This is a genomic window from Xanthomonas arboricola, assembly GCF_002940665.1.
GTDB lineage: Bacteria > Pseudomonadota > Gammaproteobacteria > Xanthomonadales > Xanthomonadaceae > Xanthomonas > Xanthomonas arboricola_B.
On the sequence record NZ_MIGY01000003.1, the window covers coordinates 1,058,630 to 1,078,670 of the forward strand.

Annotated in this window: 19 protein-coding genes; 7 read left to right on the forward strand and 12 right to left on the reverse strand. The window is 65.6% G+C overall.

What is annotated here, in order from left to right; translation table 11 throughout:
• Positions 1-51: 51 nt before the first annotated feature.
• The 4 genes from XarjCFBP7645_RS18325 to XarjCFBP7645_RS18340 are packed head-to-tail and all read left to right on the forward strand — an operon-like array spanning position 52 to position 3,762.
• A complete protein-coding gene (locus tag XarjCFBP7645_RS18325; protein WP_104538600.1) occupies positions 52-1,701 on the forward strand; it encodes an MFS transporter in 1,650 nt (549 codons plus the stop codon).
• A complete protein-coding gene (locus XarjCFBP7645_RS18330) occupies positions 1,698-2,786 on the forward strand; it encodes an HlyD family secretion protein (protein WP_104538601.1) in 1,089 nt (362 codons plus the stop codon). The genes XarjCFBP7645_RS18325 and XarjCFBP7645_RS18330 overlap by 4 nt, the downstream gene beginning before the upstream one ends.
• Before the next feature lie 26 nt (positions 2,787-2,812).
• A complete protein-coding gene (locus tag XarjCFBP7645_RS18335) occupies positions 2,813-3,310 on the forward strand; it encodes a GNAT family N-acetyltransferase (RefSeq protein WP_104538602.1) in 498 nt (165 codons plus the stop codon).
• Positions 3,307-3,762 (forward strand): nucleoside deaminase, encoded by a 456-nt coding sequence (locus XarjCFBP7645_RS18340; protein ID WP_104538603.1) that lies wholly within the window; start codon positions 3,307-3,309, stop codon positions 3,760-3,762. Before XarjCFBP7645_RS18335 ends, XarjCFBP7645_RS18340 begins: the two co-directional genes overlap by 4 nt.
• Before the next feature lie 798 nt (positions 3,763-4,560).
• Here the strand turns inward: XarjCFBP7645_RS18340 and hslU are convergent.
• The 9 genes from hslU to XarjCFBP7645_RS18390 form a co-directional block, all read right to left on the reverse strand.
• Complete coding sequence (gene hslU / locus XarjCFBP7645_RS18350) at positions 4,561-5,928, reverse strand: ATP-dependent protease ATPase subunit HslU (RefSeq protein ID WP_104538604.1); 1,368 nt, start codon at positions 5,926-5,928, stop codon at positions 4,561-4,563.
• A gap of 109 nt (positions 5,929-6,037) precedes the next feature.
• Positions 6,038-6,589 carry an ATP-dependent protease subunit HslV gene (gene hslV / locus XarjCFBP7645_RS18355; protein WP_005997221.1) on the reverse strand — a complete coding sequence of 184 codons (552 nt, stop codon included), beginning with the start codon at positions 6,587-6,589 and terminating at the stop codon, positions 6,038-6,040.
• Positions 6,590-6,889: 300 nt separating this feature from the next.
• On the reverse strand, positions 6,890-7,459 hold the full coding sequence (locus XarjCFBP7645_RS18360; protein WP_243849005.1) for a DUF1203 domain-containing protein: 570 nt from the start codon (positions 7,457-7,459) through the stop codon (positions 6,890-6,892).
• 164 nt (positions 7,460-7,623) lie between these two features.
• Positions 7,624-8,511, reverse strand: coding sequence for a tyrosine recombinase XerC (xerC, locus tag XarjCFBP7645_RS18365; RefSeq protein WP_104538861.1), 888 nt, complete (start codon positions 8,509-8,511; stop codon positions 7,624-7,626).
• 78 nt (positions 8,512-8,589) lie between these two features.
• The gene (locus XarjCFBP7645_RS18370) at positions 8,590-9,261 is read right to left on the reverse strand and encodes a DUF484 family protein (RefSeq protein WP_166775053.1); all 672 of its coding nucleotides are present in this window, start codon (positions 9,259-9,261) and stop codon (positions 8,590-8,592) included.
• Entirely contained in the window at positions 9,261-10,112 is an 852-nt protein-coding gene (gene dapF / locus XarjCFBP7645_RS18375) for a diaminopimelate epimerase (protein WP_104538606.1), read from the reverse strand. The genes XarjCFBP7645_RS18370 and dapF overlap by 1 nt, the downstream gene beginning before the upstream one ends.
• Complete coding sequence (gene lptM / locus XarjCFBP7645_RS18380; RefSeq protein WP_104538607.1) at positions 10,102-10,356, reverse strand: LPS translocon maturation chaperone LptM; 255 nt, start codon at positions 10,354-10,356, stop codon at positions 10,102-10,104. Before lptM ends, dapF begins: the two co-directional genes overlap by 11 nt.
• A gap of 38 nt (positions 10,357-10,394) precedes the next feature.
• Positions 10,395-10,793 (reverse strand): YbaN family protein, encoded by a 399-nt coding sequence (locus XarjCFBP7645_RS18385; RefSeq protein ID WP_104538608.1) that lies wholly within the window; start codon positions 10,791-10,793, stop codon positions 10,395-10,397.
• Between the two features lie 161 nt (positions 10,794-10,954).
• Complete coding sequence (locus tag XarjCFBP7645_RS18390; protein ID WP_104538609.1) at positions 10,955-13,096, reverse strand: S9 family peptidase; 2,142 nt, start codon at positions 13,094-13,096, stop codon at positions 10,955-10,957.
• Between the two features lie 109 nt (positions 13,097-13,205).
• Here XarjCFBP7645_RS18390 and XarjCFBP7645_RS18395 point away from each other — a divergent pair, with 109 nt between their 5' ends.
• A complete protein-coding gene (locus XarjCFBP7645_RS18395) occupies positions 13,206-14,390 on the forward strand; it encodes a pyridoxal phosphate-dependent aminotransferase (protein WP_104538610.1) in 1,185 nt (394 codons plus the stop codon).
• 153 nt (positions 14,391-14,543) lie between these two features.
• On the opposite strand, the gene XarjCFBP7645_RS18400 is transcribed toward XarjCFBP7645_RS18395, so the two are convergent.
• Both XarjCFBP7645_RS18400 and XarjCFBP7645_RS18405 read right to left on the reverse strand, forming a co-directional pair.
• The gene (locus XarjCFBP7645_RS18400; RefSeq protein WP_104538611.1) at positions 14,544-16,637 is read right to left on the reverse strand and encodes a prolyl oligopeptidase family serine peptidase; all 2,094 of its coding nucleotides are present in this window, start codon (positions 16,635-16,637) and stop codon (positions 14,544-14,546) included.
• A 67-nt stretch (positions 16,638-16,704) separates the two neighbouring features.
• Positions 16,705-17,016: a hypothetical protein gene (locus XarjCFBP7645_RS18405; RefSeq protein WP_104538612.1), complete on the reverse strand. Its 312-nt coding sequence runs from the start codon at positions 17,014-17,016 to the stop codon at positions 16,705-16,707.
• Positions 17,017-17,299: 283 nt separating this feature from the next.
• Here XarjCFBP7645_RS18405 and XarjCFBP7645_RS18410 point away from each other — a divergent pair, with 283 nt between their 5' ends.
• Entirely contained in the window at positions 17,300-17,869 is a 570-nt protein-coding gene (locus tag XarjCFBP7645_RS18410; RefSeq protein ID WP_104538613.1) for a lipocalin family protein, read from the forward strand.
• A 101-nt stretch (positions 17,870-17,970) separates the two neighbouring features.
• On the opposite strand, the gene XarjCFBP7645_RS18415 is transcribed toward XarjCFBP7645_RS18410, so the two are convergent.
• On the reverse strand, positions 17,971-18,936 hold the full coding sequence (locus tag XarjCFBP7645_RS18415) for a helix-turn-helix transcriptional regulator (protein WP_024940221.1): 966 nt from the start codon (positions 18,934-18,936) through the stop codon (positions 17,971-17,973).
• A gap of 273 nt (positions 18,937-19,209) precedes the next feature.
• Here XarjCFBP7645_RS18415 and XarjCFBP7645_RS18420 point away from each other — a divergent pair, with 273 nt between their 5' ends.
• Positions 19,210-20,010, forward strand: coding sequence for a DUF481 domain-containing protein (locus XarjCFBP7645_RS18420; RefSeq protein ID WP_104538614.1), 801 nt, complete (start codon positions 19,210-19,212; stop codon positions 20,008-20,010).
• Positions 20,011-20,041 lie beyond the last annotated feature (31 nt).

The following is a 20,041-nucleotide window of genomic DNA, read 5'->3' on the forward strand; positions in this document are numbered from 1 at the left end:
CAACCGGACCACAATCGCCGCCTTCCCTGCGACCGGCCCTGCGAGCCTTGCGTGCACGACAAGTACGTCCAGCGCGACTGGCAGCCCCACGAGAAGCCCACCCTGCCCGGGTCGGCCTCCACCCCCCTGCACTCCACCCGGCGCCGCATCCAGTACGGGCTGGTGGGCGTGGTGGTGGCGCTGACCGGCGGGCTGAGCAATGCGCTGGTCACCGCCAACCTGACCTATCTGCAGGGCACGCTGGGCGCCTACGCCACCGAAATGGCCTGGCTGCCGGCCGCCTATGTGATGACCAACATGTCGGCCAACCTGCTGCTGGTGAAGTTCCGCCAGCAGTTCGGGCTGCGGCGCTTCACCGAGATCTTCCTGGCGCTGTATGCGGTCATCGCCTTCGCGCATCTGTTCGTGCACAGCCTGAGCTCGGCGATCACCGTGCGTGCCGCGCATGGATTGGTGGGCGCCGCGCTCAGCTCGCTGGGGCTGTATTACGTGATCCAGGCGTTTCCGGCCAGGTACCGGCTCAAGGCGGTGGTAACCGGGCTGGGGGTGACCCAGCTGGCACTGCCATTGGCGCGGGTGTTCTCCACCGACCTGCTGGAATTTGCGCAGTGGCAGGGTCTGTACCTGTTCGAACTGGGCCTGGCGGTGTTCGCGCTGGCCTGTGTGCTGGCGCTCAAGCTGCCGCCCAGCGACCGCTATCGCGTGTTCGAGCCGCTGGATTTCCTCACCTTCAGCCTGTTTGCGGCCGGTTCGGCCGGGCTGGCGGCGGTGCTGTCGTTGGGGCGGCTGCTGTGGTGGACCAGCACGCCGTGGCTGGGCGTGGTGCTAGCGGCCTCCATCGTGCTGCTGTGCACGGCGGCATGGATCGAGCACAACCGCCGCAACCCGATGATCAACACGCGCTGGCTGGCCAGCGGCGACATGCTGCGGCTGGGCCTGGCGATCCTGCTGATCCGGCTGGTGCTGTCCGAGCAGAGCACCGGCGCGATCGGCTTCTTCCAGACCCTGGGGCTGGCCAACACGCAGCTACAGACCCTGTTCGCGCTGATGTTGCTGGGCGCAGTGGTCGGCGTGGCCGCCAGCGCGTGGCTGATCAATCCGGCGCGGGTGGCCGAGCATCTGATCATTGCGGTGGCGGCGATCTGCATCGGCTGTTTCATGGATGCCGACGCCACCAGCCTCACCCGCCCGGAGCAGATGTATGTCAGCCAGTTCCTGCTCGCGTTTGGCAGCACCTTCTTCATCGGCCCGGCGATGGTGGCCGGGCTGGGCCGGGTGATCGCGCAGCCGGGCAATCTGATCAGCTTCATCGTGCTGTTCGGCATGGCACAGAACATGGGCGGCCTGCTCGGCAGCGCGTTGCTCGGCACCGTGCAGGTCGTGCGCGAGAAATACCATTCCAACCAGCTGGTCGAACATCTGGCATTGACCGACCCGCAAGTGGCCGCGCGCGTGCAGACCTATGCCGCGCTGTACGGCCGCAGCATCGGCGACCCGGCCCTGCGCCAGGCCCAGGGCGTGCGCGCCCTGGGCAGCGTGGCCACGCGCGAAGCCAATGTGCTCGCCTACAACGACGTGTTCCTGTTGATCGGCTGCATCGCCATCGCCACCGGGCTGTGGATCCTGTCCGTGCTGGTGTGGCGGCGTTATCTGCGCCCACCCGCTTCGTCCCCCTCTCCTGCTTCCACCGCGCGCCCATGAATACACCTGCAGCTTCAACCTCTCCTGCCGATCTGCAACGTCGCAGGCGGCGCCGCATCGGTGGCGTGATCGGCTTCGGCGGGCTGGCCCTGCTCGGCGTCGCACTGGTGCTGTATGCATGGCGGTTGCCGCCGTTCGTCAGCGCCGTCGAGCGCACCGAGAACGCGATGGTGCATGGCCAGATCACCGTGATCGCGCCGCAGGTCAGCGGCTATGTCACCGAGGTGCCGGTACAGGACTTCGCCCACGTCAAGCAGGGCCAGCTGCTGGCCAGGATCGACGAACGCATCTATGCCCAGCAGCTCGAACAGGCCAGGGCGCAGCTGCAGACCGCGCAGGCCAACCTGTCCAACTGGGACCAGCAGCGGCATAGCGCCGATGCCACCATCGCCGAACAACGCGCCGCACTGAACAGCAATCAGGCTCAGCGCGACCGCAGCCGCTCGGCGTATGCGCGCACGCAGCAGCTGGCCGACCAGAAACTGGTATCCGAACAGGATCGCGACACCGCCTTCGCCGCACGTGCGCAGGCCGATGCCGGCGTGGCACAGGCGCGCGCCGCCGTGCAGGCCGCCGAAGAGAATGCACGCAGCGTCACCGTCAACCGCGCCGCCCTGGAAGCGGCGGTGGCCAACGCGCAGGCGGCCGTACAACTGGCGCAGATCAATCTGGACAACACGCGCATCTTGGCCCCGCGCGATGGCCAGCTCGGCCAGCTGGGCGTGCGCCAGGGCGCCTACGTCACCAATGGCACGCAGCTGATGTCGCTGGTGCCGGACACGCTGTGGATTGTGGCCAATTTCAAGGAAACCCAGCTGGCCAAGATCCGCATCGGGCAGCGCGCCAGCTTCACCGTGGATGCGCTGGACAACGCGCGCCTGCACGGACGTGTGCAGGAAATTTCCCCGGCCGCCGGCTCGGAATTCAGCGTATTGCCGGCCGACAACGCCACCGGCAACTTCGTCAAGATCGCCCAGCGCATTCCGCTGCGCATCAGCGTCGATCCCGGCCAGGCGCTGGCTCCGCGACTGCGCCCGGGCATGTCGGTGGTGGTGGCGATCGACACCGACAGCGCGGTCGACTGACGCGACGCAGCCGCTATCATGCGGTGATGTCGTCCCCACCCCCACCTTCGCTGCATTGGCAGTGCCTGCGCTTCGACCAACTGAGCACCACGCAGCTGTACGCGCTGCTGCGGCTGCGCTCGGATGTGTTCGTGGTGGAGCAGCAATGCGCGTATCCGGAGCTCGATGGCAAGGACAACTTGCCGGGTGTGCTGCATCTGCTCGGCAGCACCGACAATGCGCTGGTTGCCTATCTGCGCGTACTGCCGCCCGGTGTGAGTTACCCCGAGCCAAGCATCGGCCGGGTGGTGATTGCCGCCGCGCAGCGCGACCAAGGTTTTGCACACGTATTGCTGCAGGAAGGCCTGCGGCTGGTGCACCGGCTTTGGCCCGCCAGCGCCGTGCAACTTGGCGCGCAAGCGCACCTGCAGGCGTTCTACGCCGCACACGGTTTCACGCCCTCGTCCGCACCGTATCTGGAAGACGGCATTCCCCACATCGACATGCTGCGTCGCGCCGACGCCGCCACCCAGGAGCCTGCATGATCACCACCCCCGACTACCGCGCGCTGCTCGACACCGCCATTGCCGAAGCCCGCCAGGGCCTGGCCGAAGGCGGCATCCCGATCGGCGCGGCGCTGTACCACAACGACGGACGTCTGCTCGGTTGCGGCCACAACCGCCGCGTGCAGGAAAACGATCCCTCCGTGCATGGCGAAACCGATGCCTTCCGCAAGGCCGGCCGGCAGCGTCGCTACAAGGACACCATCATGGTCACCACGCTCGCGCCGTGCTGGTACTGCAGCGGGCTGGTGCGCCAGTTCAATATCGGCACCGTGGTGGTCGGCGAGTCGGTCACCTTCCAGGGCGGCGTGTCCTGGCTGCGCGAGCACGGCGTCAATGTCGTCGACCTGCAGAGCCAGGAATGCATCGACCTGCTGGGCGGCTATATCTCGGCCAACCCCGACGTGTGGAACGAGGATATCGGCGAGGACTGAGCGGTTTGTTGCAGGGTGGGCGGGTTGGATGTGCGGTGCAGATGACTGCCGAGGTGCTGCCTCCACCCACTCTTCGGGCGGCTTCCCCGGCACGTGAGGGAAGGAAAGACTGCAACGAGAAGGCCAGCCGCGTGGCGTGATGCTGTTCGCTAGGAGCTGCTGACAGACGACTTCAGGCAGTTGTGTTGCAGAGCCGATGATTTGGGGTTATCGCTACAGGCGGCTGATCTGCGGCTCGGCTGCAGGGCGGCTGATCTGCCGCTTGGCTGCAGGGCCCCTGCCCGCCCACCATCGCGGGACACGCCGCAAGTACGTCCTTGTAGGCTCTTACGCAGCATCCATGCTGCGTAAGGTCCCGCGACGGTGGGCGGGCACGGACCAAGTCGAGATGGTCGGTGTGCTTACTTAAGAGCAGTGCACGATGCGCACTGTTCGATACTGATGCGCCGGCGCAATGTCCGGAGCAAGTCAAGCGACAAGCGGCTTTTCACGTGACAACCGACCAACTCCCTGGTGCGGTGCCCTTGCCGATTGCGGGACCCTTGGCGGCATGGATGCCGCCAAGGAGCCTCCACGGACGGATTCACGGCGTGTCCCGCGAGCGGTGAGGGCACCGCGCACTCGACCGACTCAGCGTTTGACTGCATCCGGGAGGATGCGGCTAACCACACCGCCGTCCTCACCGCCAGGCGAGCGCGGTCAAAATCGAAATCGGCATGTCCAACGCGTACACGCCGATTCTGGTTGCCTCCACACAGACCTGATGACCGTTGGCACCGGCATGCAGGTGTGCTGCGATCAGAGGATGTAGCGACTCAGGTCCGGGTCCTGCACCAGCTCGCCGAGCTGCGCGTCGACATAGGCCGCATCGACAGTGACACTCTGCCCACCGCGATCCGGCGCCTCATAGCTCAGCACATCGAGCAGACGCTCCAGCACCGTGTGCAGGCGGCGCGCGCCGATGTTTTCCTGCCGCTCGTTGACCTGCGCGGCGATCTCGGCCAGGCGCTCCACCGCATCCGCGCCGAAGGTCAGACTCACGCCTTCGGTCTGCAGCAAGGCTTCGTACTGCTTGATCAACGCCGCCTTGGGCTCGGTGAGGATGCGCACGAAATCGGCCTTGGTCAGCGCGGTCAACTCGACACGGATCGGAAAACGGCCCTGCAATTCGGGAATCAGATCGCTGGGCTTGGCCAGATGGAACGCGCCGGAGGCGATGAACAGGATATGGTCGGTCTTGACCGTGCCGTACTTGGTCGACACGTTGGAGCCTTCCACCAGTGGCAGCAGATCGCGCTGCACGCCTTCGCGACTGACATCGCCGCCATTGGAGCCGGCTTCGCCGCGCTTGGCGACCTTGTCGATCTCGTCGATAAACACGATGCCGTGCTGCTCGCAGGCTTCGATCGCCGCCGCGCGTACGTCGTCTTCGTTGACCAGTTTGCCGGCCTCTTCTTCGATCAGCAGCGGGCGCGCGGCCTTGATGGTGAGCTTGCGCTTCTGCGACTTGCCGCTGCCCAGGTTGGAGAACATCTGCCGCAGCTGCTGGCCCATTTCTTCCATGCCCGGCGGGGTCATGATGTCCATGCTGGCGTTGACCGCCACTTCCAGCTCGATCTCGCGCTCGTCCAGCTCGCCGCTGCGCAGCATGCGGCGGAACTTGATGCGGGTGTCGTTGTCCTGCGACGAGGGCTCGTTGCGCGCCGCCTCCGGGTCAAACCCGATGCCGGCCGCACGGCGCGGCAGCAACGCATCCAGGAGGCGGTCTTCGGCGCGTTCTTCGGCCTGGTTGCGCACGCGCACCTTGGCCTGTTCGCGATACAGCTTGACCGAGGTGTCGGCCAGGTCGCGAATGATCTGTTCCACATCCTTGCCGACATAGCCGACCTCGGTAAAGCGCGTGGCTTCGACCTTGACGAACGGTGCGTTGGCCAAGGTGGCCAGACGCCGCGCGATCTCGGTCTTGCCGACGCCGGTCGGGCCGATCATCAGGATGTTCTTGGGCATCACCTCGTTGCGCAGCTCTTCGGGCAGCTGCATGCGGCGCCAGCGATTACGCAGCGCGATGGCAACCGCACGCTTGGCATCGTGCTGGCCAACGATATGACAGTCGAGCTCCTGCACGATTTCGCGCGGAGTCATGGTTGAAGTATCGGAATTTGGCATTGGGGAATCGAGAATGGGGAAAGGGGAATCGCAAGCGCGAAATCAAGAGCCTATGTCGTCGGGGTGGAACCAAAACCGCTGTTGCGATTCCCGATTCCCCACTCCCGATTCACAGCTCTTCGACCACCACGTTGCGATTGGTATAGATGCAGATATCGCCGGCGATGTTGATCGCTTCGGTGGCGATGGTCTTGGCATCGAGTTCGGTGTGCGCCAGCAGCGCGCGGGCGGCCGACAAGGCGTACGAGCCGCCCGAACCGATGGCGATGATGCCGTCTTCCGGTTCGATCACATCGCCGGTCCCGCTGATGATCAACGAGGTTTCCTTATCGGCAACCGCGAGCAGCGCTTCGAGCTTGCCCAGGCGGCGCTCGGTGCGCCAATCCTTGGCCAGCTCCACGGCGGCACGGGTCAGTTGCCCATGCTTGTCCAGCTTGGCCTCGAACAACTCGAACAGGGTGAACGCATCGGCGGCGGCGCCGGCAAAACCGGCAAGCACCTGCCCCTCGCGGCCGAGCCGGCGCACCTTGCGCGCATTGCCCTTCATGACGGTGTGGCCGAGGGTGACCTGGCCATCGCCGGCAACGGCGACATGCCCACCACGCCGAACCGAAATGATGGTGGTGGCGTGAACGATGTTGGGGTTCTGGCTGGGGTCCATGGGTCCTCCGGGGGTTTCCAATGAGGTGGGGACGCCCCTGCCGGGTTCAAGCGCGCTGCGACGATGCGCCGCATCGAGTGGTGGAAACGCGTTCAAGCAGATGGATGAAGCGAGCTCACATGCGAGATAGCCTGCGCTGGTGAGCCAGCCTGACAACGCTTGCTCGAGATCGGCATTTGGCTGCGGAAGCGCTTGCAGGCGTTCCTCGAGCAGGCGTGCTTCTCGTTTCTATATGGTGTGTTGGGTCTGACGTTGCCTGATCCGTTGCCCAGGTCCAACGTCAAACCACACGCCGTCGCCTTACTCGACAATTCCATCAAGATCACCGCCTGCGATGCGATCCGCGCGACACGCATAACAGCCCTGACGTGCGTGATGCAAATGTACGTAGGCGATCTGCGCGTCGTCCAGACGCGCGTGCAGCCACGCTGCGACGTGTTCGCCTGCACACACCTCGGCGGTCACCAGATGATGGCGATGATCGTAAGCCCGTAGCGAGATCAGCCGCGATCGGATCGCAGCCGGCACTGCATCTGGTTCCAGCTGCGCAAGCACCGCTGCGGCACGCACAAAGATCGGCCCGCTCGCACGGTAGGGCGAATCGGCAGCTTGGTGCAGATACGGCAGCAGCAGCAACTGCTCACCTGCGCGCGCATCCTGCAGGCTGACACGACACGGAAATCCGTGATCGGCATCGGCGATCACGCGCACTGCTTGGTGATTGGTCAACGCAACGTCATCGAGTCCGTGCAGATGGGCGAACAAGGCCGGATCGAGCCCTGTCAAACGAAACGAGGTCATGGCGATCTTCCAGAGGTGGAAGCACAGCGTGACGCGCGCATGCCGGCCCTGCTCGCCGTCTTCGGACATGGCAGCGCCCGAGTGCGCTCAAGCCCCTCTCCGGGGGGGAAGGGGCTTGAGCGTGCGGTGGTCGGTCAGCGAGGTGCATCAACTGCCTGTGGCTGCACATCACGCAATCGGCAAATCCTTACGCTACGCACCAGTCAATCGCAGCATCGGGCACTGCGTGCCACTCACTCGGCAGCTTTCTTGCGCTTGGCCCGCGGATGCGCGGCGTCGTAGACCTTGGCCAGATGCTGGAAGTCCAGATGCGTGTAGATCTGCGTGGTGGCGATATCCGAATGGCCAAGCAACTCCTGCACGCCGCGCAGGTCGCCAGAAGATTCGAGGATGTGGCTGGCAAAGCTGTGCCGCAGCATATGCGGATGCACGTCCTTGAACATGCCCTGGCGCACCGCCAGTTGCTTGATGCGGATCTGCACTGCGCGCTGCGAAATCGCACCGCCGGCGCGGCCGGGGAATACATGCGTGTCGGCACGTCCGCCGCTGTCGCGCAGCCAGTCGCGCAGCGCGCCGATCGCATGCGACCCCACCGGCACCAGGCGCTGCTTGCCGCCCTTGCCGAGCACCATCACCAAGCCGCTGTCCAGATCCAGATCGCGCCAGCGCAGCGCGCAGAGCTCACTCAGGCGCAGCCCGGACGAATAGAACAGCTCCAGCAAGGCGCGATCGCGCAGGCCCAGCGGCGCGTCGGTCGGCACTTCGACCAGACGCACCGCTTCATCGGCATCGAGCACCTGCGGCAATTTGCGCGGCGCCTTGGGCGCACGCAGCGCCGCCGCCGGGCTTGCGGCAATGCGGCCATGCTTGAGCAACCAGGCGTAGTAGCTGCGGCATGCCGACAGACGCCGCTGCAGGCTCTTGGGCGACAACCCACGCCGGTGCTCGGCCGCGACGAACTGCCGCAACTGTGCACTATCGAGCTGCGCAACCTCGTCGATGGCCTGTTCCCCGGCCCAGCTCGCCAACGCGGCAAGATCGCGGCGATAGGCATCCAGCGTATGCGCAGACACCTGCCGCTCGACCTGCAGGTACGCCAGGAAATCGTCGGCCGACGCCACCTCAGACTTCTCGCCGCCGCACCATCTGCGCGGCCATCCAGCGCAGGCCGCACGCATCGGCGCACCCTGCGCTGCGCATCATGTGTCGAAGCGTTGCAACGCCACGCTCAAGGACTCGCCCATCATGCGCAGGAACAAGGTACCCATGCCGGGATAGAAGCGGTTGGCGTCGCCGCTGCCGACCGCAATCAAACCGACGCCCGGCAACGGCAGCAGCGCGGTGGATTGCACCTCGGCAGCCTGGTCGGCATACAGCAGCGCGTGTTTCTCTGCCTGCAGGCGGCCGCAGATCGGCTCGCCGTCGCCCAGGCAATCGCGGAACGGGGCAAGCCGCGCATCATCGGCGGCGATGACCTGCAGCCAGTCGGCATCCAGACCGGCGACCGGTTTGAGCAGCACCAGCCGCACCAGTTCGCCATTGAAATCTTCCGCCAGCGCGGCGGCCATCGCCTTGAGCGTGCCGGCCGCGCTGGTCTGGCGCATCAGCGCCAGGGTCAGCTGATGCGTGCGCACCGCCAGGCGCTCGTTGTCCTGCGCATTGTGGCCAAGCTCGTGCAGGCGCCGCGACAGCTCGCGGTTCTTGTCGCGCAGCACTTCCAGCTGATAGGTGGCCAGCGAGGCGGTGGGGCCGTCGTCGCGCGGCACCAGCAGACTCACCGCCAGATCCGGAAACTGCTTGAGAAAGGTCGGGTGGCGCCGCAACCAGGTTGCCACTTCGTGCGCGCTGAATGTGTCCGTGTTCTCGCTCATCAGTTCCACTCTCCATCGAAGACGAACACGGCCGGACCGGACATCACGACGTCCTGTTGTTCGCCGGCCCAACGGATGCGCAGGTCGCCGCCGGGCAAGGACACCTGCACGTCGCGCTCGACACGGCCGCGCTGCATCAACACCGCCGCTGCCGCGCATGCACCGCTGCCGCAGGCCAGGGTTTCGCCGACGCCGCGCTCGAACACGCGCAAGCGCACGTGCGTCGGGTCGACGACCTGCACAAAGCCGACATTGACCGAATCGGGGAACGCGGCGTTCTGTTGCAACAAGGCGCCGACGCGCTCCACCGGCGCCGCGTCCACCCGCCCCACTTCCACCACGGCATGCGGGTTGCCCATCGACACCGCGCCAAAGCGCATGGTCTCGCCATGCACCGGCAGCGCGTATTCCTCGCGCGCACGCGCAAAGCCGGCCAGCGGGATCTGCGTGGGCTCGAACTGCGGCACGCCCATCGCCACCGCGTAGGTGCCGGCGTCCAGACGCTGCACGCGGTGTGAGGTGAGCGGACTGTCGATGACGAAATCATCGCCCTGCGCGGTGCCGTCGCGCACCAGCCAGGCCGCCACACAACGCGCGCCGTTACCGCATTGACGCGCGGCCGAACCGTCGGAATTCCAGATCCCGTACGCGGCCACCGCCTCGCTGCTGCGCGGGGTTTCGATGGTCAGGATCTGGTCGCAGCCCACCCCGAAATGGCGGTCGGCCAGGCGCGCGGCCAGCGCGGCATCCGGCGGCGGCGTACCGTCGCGCAGGTCCAGCACCACGAAATCGTTGCCGGCGCCATGCATTTTGGTGAAACGCAGACGCCCGCTGCGGCCGTCAGCGCTCATTGCCGCTGCTAGCGGGCTGGTCGGTGGTGGGCGCGGGCTGCGTATCGTCGTTCACCGGCGCAGGCGCAGGCGAGGACTCATCCAGCGGTTGCGGCGCGTCCGGCGGCTGCAGCACGGGCTGGGCTTCCACCGGCACCGGCTTCTGCGGCATCACCAGCGGGCCCTTGTTGCCGCAGGCGGCAAGCAGGACAAAGGTCGCACCAACCAGTGCGAGACGAACAGACGGTCGGGACATGATGCTCATGGCCGAAGTATAGCCAGAACACCCTGACTGCCGTGCGCTCAGTGTGCGGGAGGCAGCGCGCGCGGCGGCGGCTCGGGGCGCAGCCACAGCCAGATCGCCACCACCGCCATGCTGCCGATCGACAGGCACTTGACCCAGAGCACCGGCACGCACCACAGCATGATGCCGGCGCAGACGGCCATGGTCAGCGTGGCCATCCACTTGGCCTTGCGGCTGACCGCGCGATAGGTCTGCCACTCGACGATCGCCGGGCCGAAGCGCGGGTGCGAGAGCAGCCAGGTGTGCAGCCGCTCGGAGCCGTGCGAGGCGGCCCAGGCGGAAATGAGGATGAACACGGTCGTCGGCAGACCGGGTACGAAGATACCGACGATGCCGGTCGCCAGGCTGGCGTAGGCCAGCAACCACCAGGCCCAGCGGAATCGAGTCGGTCGCGTCATGGGTAAATGATACGGCCAGCGGGCGCCGAGATGGTCCGGGCATCCCCTTCTCCCAGCGGGAGAAGGTGCCCGAACGGCGGATGAGGGTACGTCTGCACGCAGGGCTGGGAGGGTCCTGCTTACCAATCCCCAATCCCGACTCCCCAATCCACGCCCCTCAACTACTTGACCCCGAGCTGATCCAGCACGAACGCATACGACTCGGCGAGTTCGCGGTAGCGACGGAAGCGGCCGGACTTGCCGCCATGGCCGGCTTCCATGTTGGTACGGAACACGATCGGCCGGGCGCCGGTGTCGTCGTCGCGCAGTTTGGCGACCCACTTGGCCGGCTCCCAGTACTGCACCTGCGAATCCCACAGACCGGTGCCGACGAACAGCGCCGGGTAGGCCTGCCTGGTCACGTTGTCGTACGGGGAGTAGGACAGCATGTAGTCGTAATAGGCCTTCTTTTCCGGGTTGCCCCACTCGTCGTATTCGTTGGTGGTGAGCGGGATGCTGGCATCGAGCATGGTGGTGACCACGTCGACGAACGGCACCTGCGCGACCATCACGCGGTAGTCCTGCGGGGCCATGTTGGCCACCGCACCCATCAGCAACCCGCCGGCGCTGCCGCCGGAAGCGGCGACCCGTTCCTTGGCAGCGTAGCCCTGCGCCACCAGGCCGCGGGTGACGTCGATGAAGTCGGTGAAGGTGTTCTTCTTGTGCAGCAGCTTGCCGTCGTCGTACCACTGGCGGCCCATTTCCTGGCCGCCACGGATGTGCGCGATGGCATACACCACGCCACGGTCCAGCAGGCTGATCGCCGGCAGATTGAACGCCGGGTCCATCGACATGCCGTAGCTGCCGTAGGCGTACTGGAACAACGCCGCAGTGCCGTCCTTCTTGAAGCCGCGCTTGTACACCAGCGACACCGGCACCTTGACGCCGTCGCGCGAGGTCACCCAGACGCGCTCGGTCACGTACTTGCCGGCGTCGTAACCGATCACCGGCTGCTGCTTGAGCAGCTTGCGCTCGCCGGTCCGCGTATTGAGTTCATAGGTGGTGGCCGGCGTGGTCAGCGAGGTGTAGCTGTAGCGCAACCACTCGGTGTCCGGCTCGGAATTGACCGCCAGGCCCATCGAATACGCAGGCTCGTCGGCCTTGACGTATTGCGGCTCCCCCGCAAGAGCCCCCGCATCCATGTGCGGACTGTTGAATTGAAGGCGCACGCGTTCCAGCCCGCCGGAGCGCTCTTCGATCGCAGTAAACCCATCGAACAGCTCGAAGTTTTCGATATAGACCTTGTCATCGTGCGCCACCCAATCGGTCCACTGCGTGCGCGTGGTCGCGTCGGTGGGTGCGGTCACCAGCTTGAAATTCTTGGCGCCATCGGCGTTGGTGCGGATCACCCAACGGCCATCGAAATGCTCGGGGTGGTATTCGACATCGCGTTCGCGCTTGGCCAGCAAGGTGAACCGCTCGGGATTGTCGGCCGGCGCATAACGCGTCTCCGACGACACCGTGCTTTCCACGCCGATGGTGATGTACTTGTCGTCGCGGGTACGGCCGATGCCCATGTAGAAGCTGTCGTCCTTCTCCTCGTAGACCAGCACGTCGTCCTTGGAGGGCGTGCCCAGCACGTGTTTTTTCACCCGCACGGTGAGCAGCGTTTCCGGATCGTTTTCGACATAGAACAGGGTCTTGTTGTCGTCGGCCCAGACCACGTTGGCCGACACGCCTTCCACCGTATCGGCGTAGATCTCGCCGGTGTCCAGGTTCTTGAAGCGGATCGTGTACTGGCGACGGCCCACCGCATCGTCGGCCCAGGCCAGGATGCGATTGTCCTGGCTCACTTCCGCATCGCCGACGCTGAAGTAGCCCTTGCCCTGCGCCATCTGGTTGACGTCGAGCAGGACCTGTTCCGGCGCGTCCATGCTGCCCTTGCGGCGCGCCTGGATCGGGTAGTCCTTGCCGGCCTCGAAGCGCGTGTAGTACCAGTAGCCACGCTCGCGATACGGCACGCTGGCATCGTCCTGCTTGATGCGCCCGACGATCTCGGTATACAGCGCGTCTTCCAGCGGCTTGAGCGGCGCCATCACCGTGTCGGTGTAGGCATTCTCGGCGTTGAGATAGGCCAGCATCGCCTTGTCCTCGCGCTTGTCGTCGCGCAGCCAGTAGTAGTCGTCGTTACGGGTGGCGCCGAACGGGGCCTTGACCACATGCGGACGCTTGGCCACGTCCGGCGGCGACGGGAGAGCTGCGAAAGCGGAAGGAACAGATGTGGTCATCAGGCTGGCGATCAGAAGAGTGAGGACAGGCTTCATCAGATTGGGGTCCGTTGGATGAACGCAATGCCATCCCAGTACCCGAGTGTGGAAGAGCCCGGCCGGGAGCGTCATGTGCCCGAGGTCATGCTGCTCTATCCTCTTCGGCATGGACTCCCTACATTCGCACGTTCCCCGCTACAGCCGCCGCAGCCGGGACATCGCCCCGTTTCATGTGATGGCGCTATTGGCACGCGCCAATGCGCTGGAGCAGGCCGGCCACGATGTGATCCATCTGGAGATCGGCGAGCCGGATTTCACCACCGCCGCACCGATCGTCGCGGCTGGGCAGGCCGCACTGGCGGCGGGACACACCCGCTACACCGCCGCACGCGGCCTGCCTGCGCTGCGCGCCGCCATCGCCGGGTTTTACGCGCAGCGGTACGGCTGTGCCATCGATCCGGAGCGGATCCTGGTCACCCCGGGCGGCTCCGGCGCATTGCTGCTGGCCAGCAGCCTGTTGGTCGACCCGGACAAACACTGGCTGCTGGCCGACCCCGGCTATCCGTGCAACCGGCATTTCCTGCGCCTGGTCGAAGGTGCCGCGCAACTGGTGCCGGTGGGCGCAGACACCGATTACCAACTGACGCCAGGCCTGGTCGATGCCTGCTGGAACGCCGACAGCGTCGGCGCACTGGTCGCCTCGCCGGCAAACCCCACCGGCAGCGTACTGTCGCGCGCGCAACTGGCCGGCCTCTCGCAAGCGCTGCACGCACGCGGCGGCCACCTGGTGGTGGACGAGATCTACCACGGCCTGACCTATGGCATGGACGCGCACAGCGTGCTGGAAGTGGACGACAGCGCCTTCGTACTGAACAGTTTTTCCAAGTACTTCGGCATGACCGGCTGGCGCCTGGGCTGGCTGGTCGCCCCGCCCGCAGCGGTGCCGGAGCTGGAAAAACTCGCGCAGAATCTTTACATCAGCGCCTCCACGATCGCCCAGCACGCCGCGCTGGCCTGCTTCACGCCCGACAGCATCGCCATCTTCGAAGCGCGCCGTGCCGAATTCCAGCAGCGCCGCGATTACCTGCTGCCCGCGCTGCGCGCACTGGGCTTGAACATCGCCGTCGAGCCGCAGGGTGCGTTCTACCTGTATGCCGATATCAGCGCATTCTCGAACGATGCCCAGGCCTTCTGCGCGCACTTCCTGGAGACCGAACATGTCGCCTTCACCCCTGGCATCGACTTCGGCCACCACCGCGCCAACCAGCACGTCCGCATCGCCTATACGCAAAGCCTGCCGCGCCTTGAGCAGGCGGTAGAGCGCATCGCGCGCGGTTTGCAACGTTTTTGACCGGACGTACCCTCATTTGCCCTTCGGGCACCTTCTCCCGCTGGGAGAAGGAACTAACAAAAAAGCCCTGGACCATTCGGCCCAGGGCTTTTTTCGACGCAATGCATGATCAAAGCAACTCGAATTACGGAAGTGCTTTCGATCAACACCTCATCAATCCGCCAACCGCTCCCACAGGAAGCTGTAGGCCAGCGCGGCCATGTGCGCTGCCTGCGCGTTGTTGGCCGCACCGCCGTGGCCGCCTTCGATGTTCTCGTAGTAGGTCACGTCCTTGCCGGCCTCGATCATCTTGGCAGCCATCTTGCGCGCGTGGCCTGGATGCACGCGGTCGTCGCGCGTGGAGGTCAGGAAGATCACCGGCGGATAGGTCTTCTTCGGGTCGAACAGGTGGTACGGCGAGAAGGTCTGGATGAACTTCCAGTCGTCGGTATCCGGGTTGCCGTACTCGGCCATCCACGAGGCACCGGCCAGCAGATGGCTGTAGCGCTTCATGTCCAGCAGCGGCACCTGCACCACCACCGCGCCGAACAGCTCCGGATACTGGGTCAGCATGTTGCCGGTCATCAGGCCGCCATTGCTGCCGCCCTGCACGCCCAGATGCCTGGTCGAGGTGATCTTGCGCGCAACCAGGTCCTTGGCCACCGCAGCCATGTCTTCGTAGGCCTTGTGGCGATTCTGCTTGAGCGCGGCCTGGTGCCAGCGCGGGCCGTATTCGCCACCGCCGCGGATGTTGGCCACCACGTAGACGCCGCCCTTTTCCAGCCAGGCGCGGCCCAGTCCACCGGAGTAATTCGGCGTCATCGAAATCTCGAAACCGCCGTAGCCGTACAGCAGGGTCGGTGCGCTGCCATCGAGCTTCAACGCCTTGGGGCGCACAAGGAAATACGGCACGCGGGTGCCGTCCTTGCTGGTGGCAAAGTGCTGCTCGATGCTGTCCTTGCCGGCATCGAAGAACGCCGGCATGGCCTTGAGCGGCTGCGGCGCAGTGCCCACCTCCACCCACGACAAGGTGGTCGGGGTCAGGTAGTCGGTGACGGTCAGCCACAATGCGTCGCTGTCGTCGCTGTCCACCGCGCTGACGTCGACGGTGCCGAATGCCGGCGCACCGACGAAGGCGCTCTTCTTCCAGCCATCCTGCGCAGGCGTGATCACGCTCAGGCGGTTCTTGACGTCTTCCAGCACGTTCAACACCAGGTGCGAACGCGTCCAGGCCATGCCCGCCAGCGAGGTGCTGTCGGTGGGCTCGAACAGCACATCGAAGCTGCGCTTGCCGGCCATGAAGTCGTCAAAGCGCGTCGCCAGCAGCGAGCCGGCCTTGTAGGTCTTGCCGGCCACGGTCCACGGTTCGCGCAGTTCCAGGGTCAGCCATTGCCGCTTGACCGACTTGCTGGCCGAGTTGGGCGCATCCACCTTGACCAGCTTGCCGTCGGCGCCCTTGAGATACAGCTCCTCGTTGTAGAAGGCCAGCGTGCGGCTGACGAAATCGCGCTCGAATCCGGGCGTGTCGTCGTGCATCGCGGCGATGTACATGTCGGTCGGCTTGCCCTCGTACACCACCGTGGCGGCGCTGAGCGGAGTGCCGCGCTTCCACTGCTTGGCGATGCGCGGATAGCCGGAGCTGGTCATCGTGCCGGCACCGAAATCGGTGAACACGTACACGGTGTCCTGGTCGATCCAGCCCAGCCCGCCCTTGGATTCGGGGCGGAAGAAGCCGTCCTTGACCCACTGCTTGCCGGCCAGGTCGAACTCGCGGGTGACATCGGCATCGGCGCCGCCGCGCGACAGCGCGATCAGGCAGCGCTGGTAATCCGGGCGCAGGCAGTCGGCACCGTGCCAGACCCAGTTCTCGCCTTCGGCCTTGTTGAGCGCATCCAGGTCCAGCACCGTTTCCCACTTGGGCGCCGGCTTGCGGTATTCGTCCAGCGTGGTGCGACGCCACAGGCCGCGCTCGTGCTGCTTGTCCTTCCAGAAGTTGTAGTAGTACTCGCCGATCTTCTGCACACCCGGAATCTTCGCATCCGAATCCAGCACTTCGCGGATGCTGGTTTCCATCTGCCTGAAGGCCGGCGTGGCGGCCAGGCGCGCCTCGGTCCTGGCGTTCTGGGCCTTGACCCAGTCCAGCGGCTTGGCGCCGGAGACCTCTTCCAGCCAGGCGTAGGGATCGTTGGACACGGCGGTTTCCTCTGCAGAGACGGCGCCAGCGGTGATCAGACCGGCAACCAGGCAGATCGAGGCGAGTTTGGACATGAATATTTCCGGGAGAACGAACGCCGGGAACGTAGCATAGCCCTCCGCCGCCCGACCCTGCCGAAGGTCAGGCCGCGCGCGCCTGTGTCGCCGCACGCGAAGTGCTGCGTCGGCGTTGCGCCTGCGGCCCGCGCCGACGTGGCGCGCCACGCCGCGCTCCGGGCCGCACCAGGGTCGGCAACGCAAAACGGTGCAGGCTCCACCAGGCCAGCATCGGCATGCCGACCAGCCACAGCGGCAGCCAGCCGATCCATTCGCTGTGGCCACGCGCGGCCGGCCACACCAGCACCAGGGCCAGGCCGGCCAGGGCGATCTGCCGGACCGGGCGCAGCACGCGTGGGTCGGGACGTTCGGAACGACGGGAAGGACGAATCGACATGGCGGCACTCCGTGGCAGGAAGGATCAGAACAGGCCGGCAGGATTGCCTGCGCCCATCTCACCGACTGCGACCTGGAGGCAAAACCCGAAAGACCGTCTGGCCGGACGACTGCGCCAGCCGCAACGCCGTAACCACCGCCTGGTCACCAAGTTGCGCTCTCCCGGATCCGGGCGCGCGGTTGCCGGCCTGAGGCAGCCGCGTGCGCCAGACCCGACCGTTGACGCGAACTTGCCCCCTGCATGCGGTAGTGTGCTGCTCCAACCGCCCCTTTGTGATGTTGCGATGCGCCTGACCGTTACGATCGCCCTCGCTTTTCTGTTCGTCCTCGGCCTGCCCGTGGCATCGGCCAAGGACGCCCCTGCCAGCGAGCCGGCGGTTGATCTGTCCAAGATCATGGGCACCTGGTACGTGATTGCGCGCATGCCCAATCCGGTGGAGCGCGGTCACGTCACCAGCCGCGACGAGTACACCCTGGTCGAAGACGGCAAGGTGGCGGTGCGCTATCTGTACCGCGAGGGCTTCGGCGAGCCGGAGAAAGCGGTCAACGCACGCGCCTCGGTGGACGCCGAGAGCGGCAATCGCGACTGGCGGGTGTGGTTCTACAAGGTCATTCCGGCCAAGCAGCGCATCCTGGAAATCGCACCGGACGGTTCGTGGATGCTGATTTCCTACCCCGGCCGCGACCTGGCCTGGATCTTCGCGCGCAAGCCGGACATGAGCCGCGACCAGTACCGCCAACTGGTCGACAAGATGCGCGACGACTATTCCATCTACACCGACAAGCTCAAGCGCGTGCCGCAGTTGCGCGAGCAGGTGGACCGCCTGGGCTTTGAAGTGCCCAACAAGCGCTGATGTTGGGGTGCCAGCCTGCTGCCGGGCCGGATTCGGCTGTTTCGGACCTCAGCTGACCGGACGCGCCAGGCGGGAATATTCGGCGCAAGGCGCCGCCACGCTCAGTCGTAATTGCTCAACGCCAGCGACAGCAGCGCCTTGGCCTGTTCGCGCAGCGAGACCGGCTCGACGATCTCCGCATCCGAGCCGTAATGCAGCACATCCATCAACAGTTCGCGCGAATTGCTGTACGGCACCTTGAGCTCGTAACGGCCATCGGCCAGAAAGCGGCCCTGCTGCTTGGAATGCCAATGCTCGTCGGCCACCCAGCGCGCGGCCTTGGCACTGAACACGATGGTGGCCCAGCCCTTGGGCGCGCCGGAAAAGATGCCGTAGCTGGCTGCCAATTGTTCGTCCAGCTCACTGTCGGGCACATCGCGCGGCACGCTCTCGAGCAGGCGTGCGTGATTGATGCGATCCACTGCAAAGCTGCGCACGCCATCGCGGCCGTGATCCCAGGCGTCCAGATACCAGTTGTCGCGGTAATGGGTGATGCGCTGCGGAGACACCGTGCGCTTGGTCGATTCGTCGGTGGAACGGGCGCGGTAGTCGAAGCTCAGCTGTTTGCGCTCCAGCACGCCGGAAGCGACGGTGCGGAAGCTGGCTTCGTCGAGCTTGCGTCCGCGGTGCGGAATCACCCGCACCCGGTCCACCGGCCACTGCGACACACCGGCCTGGGCGGCCAGCAACCCTTCGATGCGCTGCTGCAGCGGCGCCAGCATCGAGGACAACACCCCACCGCCGGTACGCGCGAGCAGTTGCTGCGACGCCAGCAGCGCGTGCAGTTCCTCCGAACTCAGCCACAGGCCGGGCAGTTCGAAGCGGTCGCTTTCGCCGGAGAGATAACGGAACCCCGATTCGCCGTCGCCTTCCACCGGCGCCATCAGCGCATCGCGCAGAAACGCCAGATCGCGATACACGGTTGCGCGGGAACAGCTCAGCTCATCCTGCAGCCGCGCCACCGTGACCGGGTAGCGTGCCGACTTGAGCAAGCGATGCAGGGAGTTGATGCGTTCGTAGCGGTCCATGCGTCGATTATGTCCGAGTCTTTGCCTGGCAGGGTGAGCGTCGCTGTACGCCGGCAATCATGCCTGGATCGGCGCCGCCGCGATGGTGCAGGTTGGGCCGGCGCGTTCGCCCGCAGCGCGCACGCAACCGCGCCAGTCGCTGCTGTTGCGCGGCCTGCGTCCGAACCTCTTCTGAAGCGCAGCGTTCACTTGCTCATGACGTAGCCGCTCAGTCCGTTATCATGAAATCGCTTTCACCCTCTTTATGACCCTGTCCTCCAAAGCGAGCCGCCCATGTCCCGCAGTGCCCCGTTGTCTGCCTTGCTGCCGCTGTTGTTGATCACGCCCACCGTCTGGGCCCAGGCGGTCGCACCGGCCCCGGTGGACCCGGCTGCCGCCGTGATGCCGTCGCCGTGGAGCGGGAGCAGTGGCGAGCTCGGCTATGCCGCCGCCCATGGCAACAGCACCACCGATAGCCTCAACGGCCGGGTCCGCCTGCGCTACACCGACGGCGACTGGATCCACAGCCTGGATGCCACCGCGCTGCGCTCCAGCTCCGAATACACCAATACCGACGACGACGGCAGCACCTCGCGCGAGCGCCAGACCACAGCCGAGCGTTACACCGGCAGCGCCGGCAGCGCCCTGCAGTTGGGCGAGCATCGCCAGCTCACCGCCACCGGCCGCTACGAACATGACGACTTTGCTACCTACGACCGCCTGGCCACCTTCGGCATCGGTTACGGCACGCGTCTGATCGATGCCGAACGCTTCTATCTGGATGCGCAGATCGGCCCGGGTATCCGGCGTGCGCACAACAGCGACGAAGATCGCAACGAGACCGGCCTGATCGGGCGCGGGCTGTTCGACCTCAAGTACACCGTCACCGACAACACCGATCTGATCAACACGCTGTTGGTGGAATCGGGCGAATACAACACGTATGCGCAGAACGATTTCGGCGTGCAGGTCAGCATGAACTCGCACTTTGCACTCAAGGCCGCCTGGCAGATGCGCCACAACAGCGAAGTCAGCGACGGCGACAAGAAGACCGACACCCTGACCACGGTCAACCTGGTCTACACGTTCAAGTAACCACCCACGATCGGTAGGAGCGGCCCTGGCC

Bases quoted from the DNA above. Each gene is read 5' to 3' on its own strand.
- XarjCFBP7645_RS18330 (WP_104538601.1), top strand. From the start codon at position 1,698: ATGAATACACCTGCAGCTTCAACCTCTCCTGCCGATCTGCAACGTCGC.
- XarjCFBP7645_RS18335 (WP_104538602.1), top strand. From the start codon at position 2,813: ATGTCGTCCCCACCCCCACCTTCGCTGCATTGGCAGTGCCTGCGCTTC.
- XarjCFBP7645_RS18340 (WP_104538603.1), top strand. From the start codon at position 3,307: ATGATCACCACCCCCGACTACCGCGCGCTGCTCGACACCGCCATTGCC.
- hslU (WP_104538604.1), bottom strand. From the start codon at position 5,928: ATGCCAAATTCCGATACTTCAACCATGACTCCGCGCGAAATCGTGCAG.
- hslV (WP_005997221.1), bottom strand. From the start codon at position 6,589: ATGGACCCCAGCCAGAACCCCAACATCGTTCACGCCACCACCATCATT.
- XarjCFBP7645_RS18360 (WP_243849005.1), bottom strand. From the start codon at position 7,459: ATGTCCGAAGACGGCGAGCAGGGCCGGCATGCGCGCGTCACGCTGTGC.
- XarjCFBP7645_RS18370 (WP_166775053.1), bottom strand. From the start codon at position 9,261: ATGAGCGAGAACACGGACACATTCAGCGCGCACGAAGTGGCAACCTGG.
- dapF (WP_104538606.1), bottom strand. From the start codon at position 10,112: ATGAGCGCTGACGGCCGCAGCGGGCGTCTGCGTTTCACCAAAATGCAT.
- lptM (WP_104538607.1), bottom strand. From the start codon at position 10,356: ATGAGCATCATGTCCCGACCGTCTGTTCGTCTCGCACTGGTTGGTGCG.
- XarjCFBP7645_RS18385 (WP_104538608.1), bottom strand. From the start codon at position 10,793: ATGACGCGACCGACTCGATTCCGCTGGGCCTGGTGGTTGCTGGCCTAC.
- XarjCFBP7645_RS18390 (WP_104538609.1), bottom strand. From the start codon at position 13,096: ATGAAGCCTGTCCTCACTCTTCTGATCGCCAGCCTGATGACCACATCT.
- XarjCFBP7645_RS18395 (WP_104538610.1), top strand. From the start codon at position 13,206: ATGGACTCCCTACATTCGCACGTTCCCCGCTACAGCCGCCGCAGCCGG.
- XarjCFBP7645_RS18400 (WP_104538611.1), bottom strand. From the start codon at position 16,637: ATGTCCAAACTCGCCTCGATCTGCCTGGTTGCCGGTCTGATCACCGCT.
- XarjCFBP7645_RS18405 (WP_104538612.1), bottom strand. From the start codon at position 17,016: ATGTCGATTCGTCCTTCCCGTCGTTCCGAACGTCCCGACCCACGCGTG.
- XarjCFBP7645_RS18410 (WP_104538613.1), top strand. From the start codon at position 17,300: ATGCGCCTGACCGTTACGATCGCCCTCGCTTTTCTGTTCGTCCTCGGC.
- XarjCFBP7645_RS18415 (WP_024940221.1), bottom strand. From the start codon at position 18,936: ATGGACCGCTACGAACGCATCAACTCCCTGCATCGCTTGCTCAAGTCG.
- XarjCFBP7645_RS18420 (WP_104538614.1), top strand. From the start codon at position 19,210: ATGTCCCGCAGTGCCCCGTTGTCTGCCTTGCTGCCGCTGTTGTTGATC.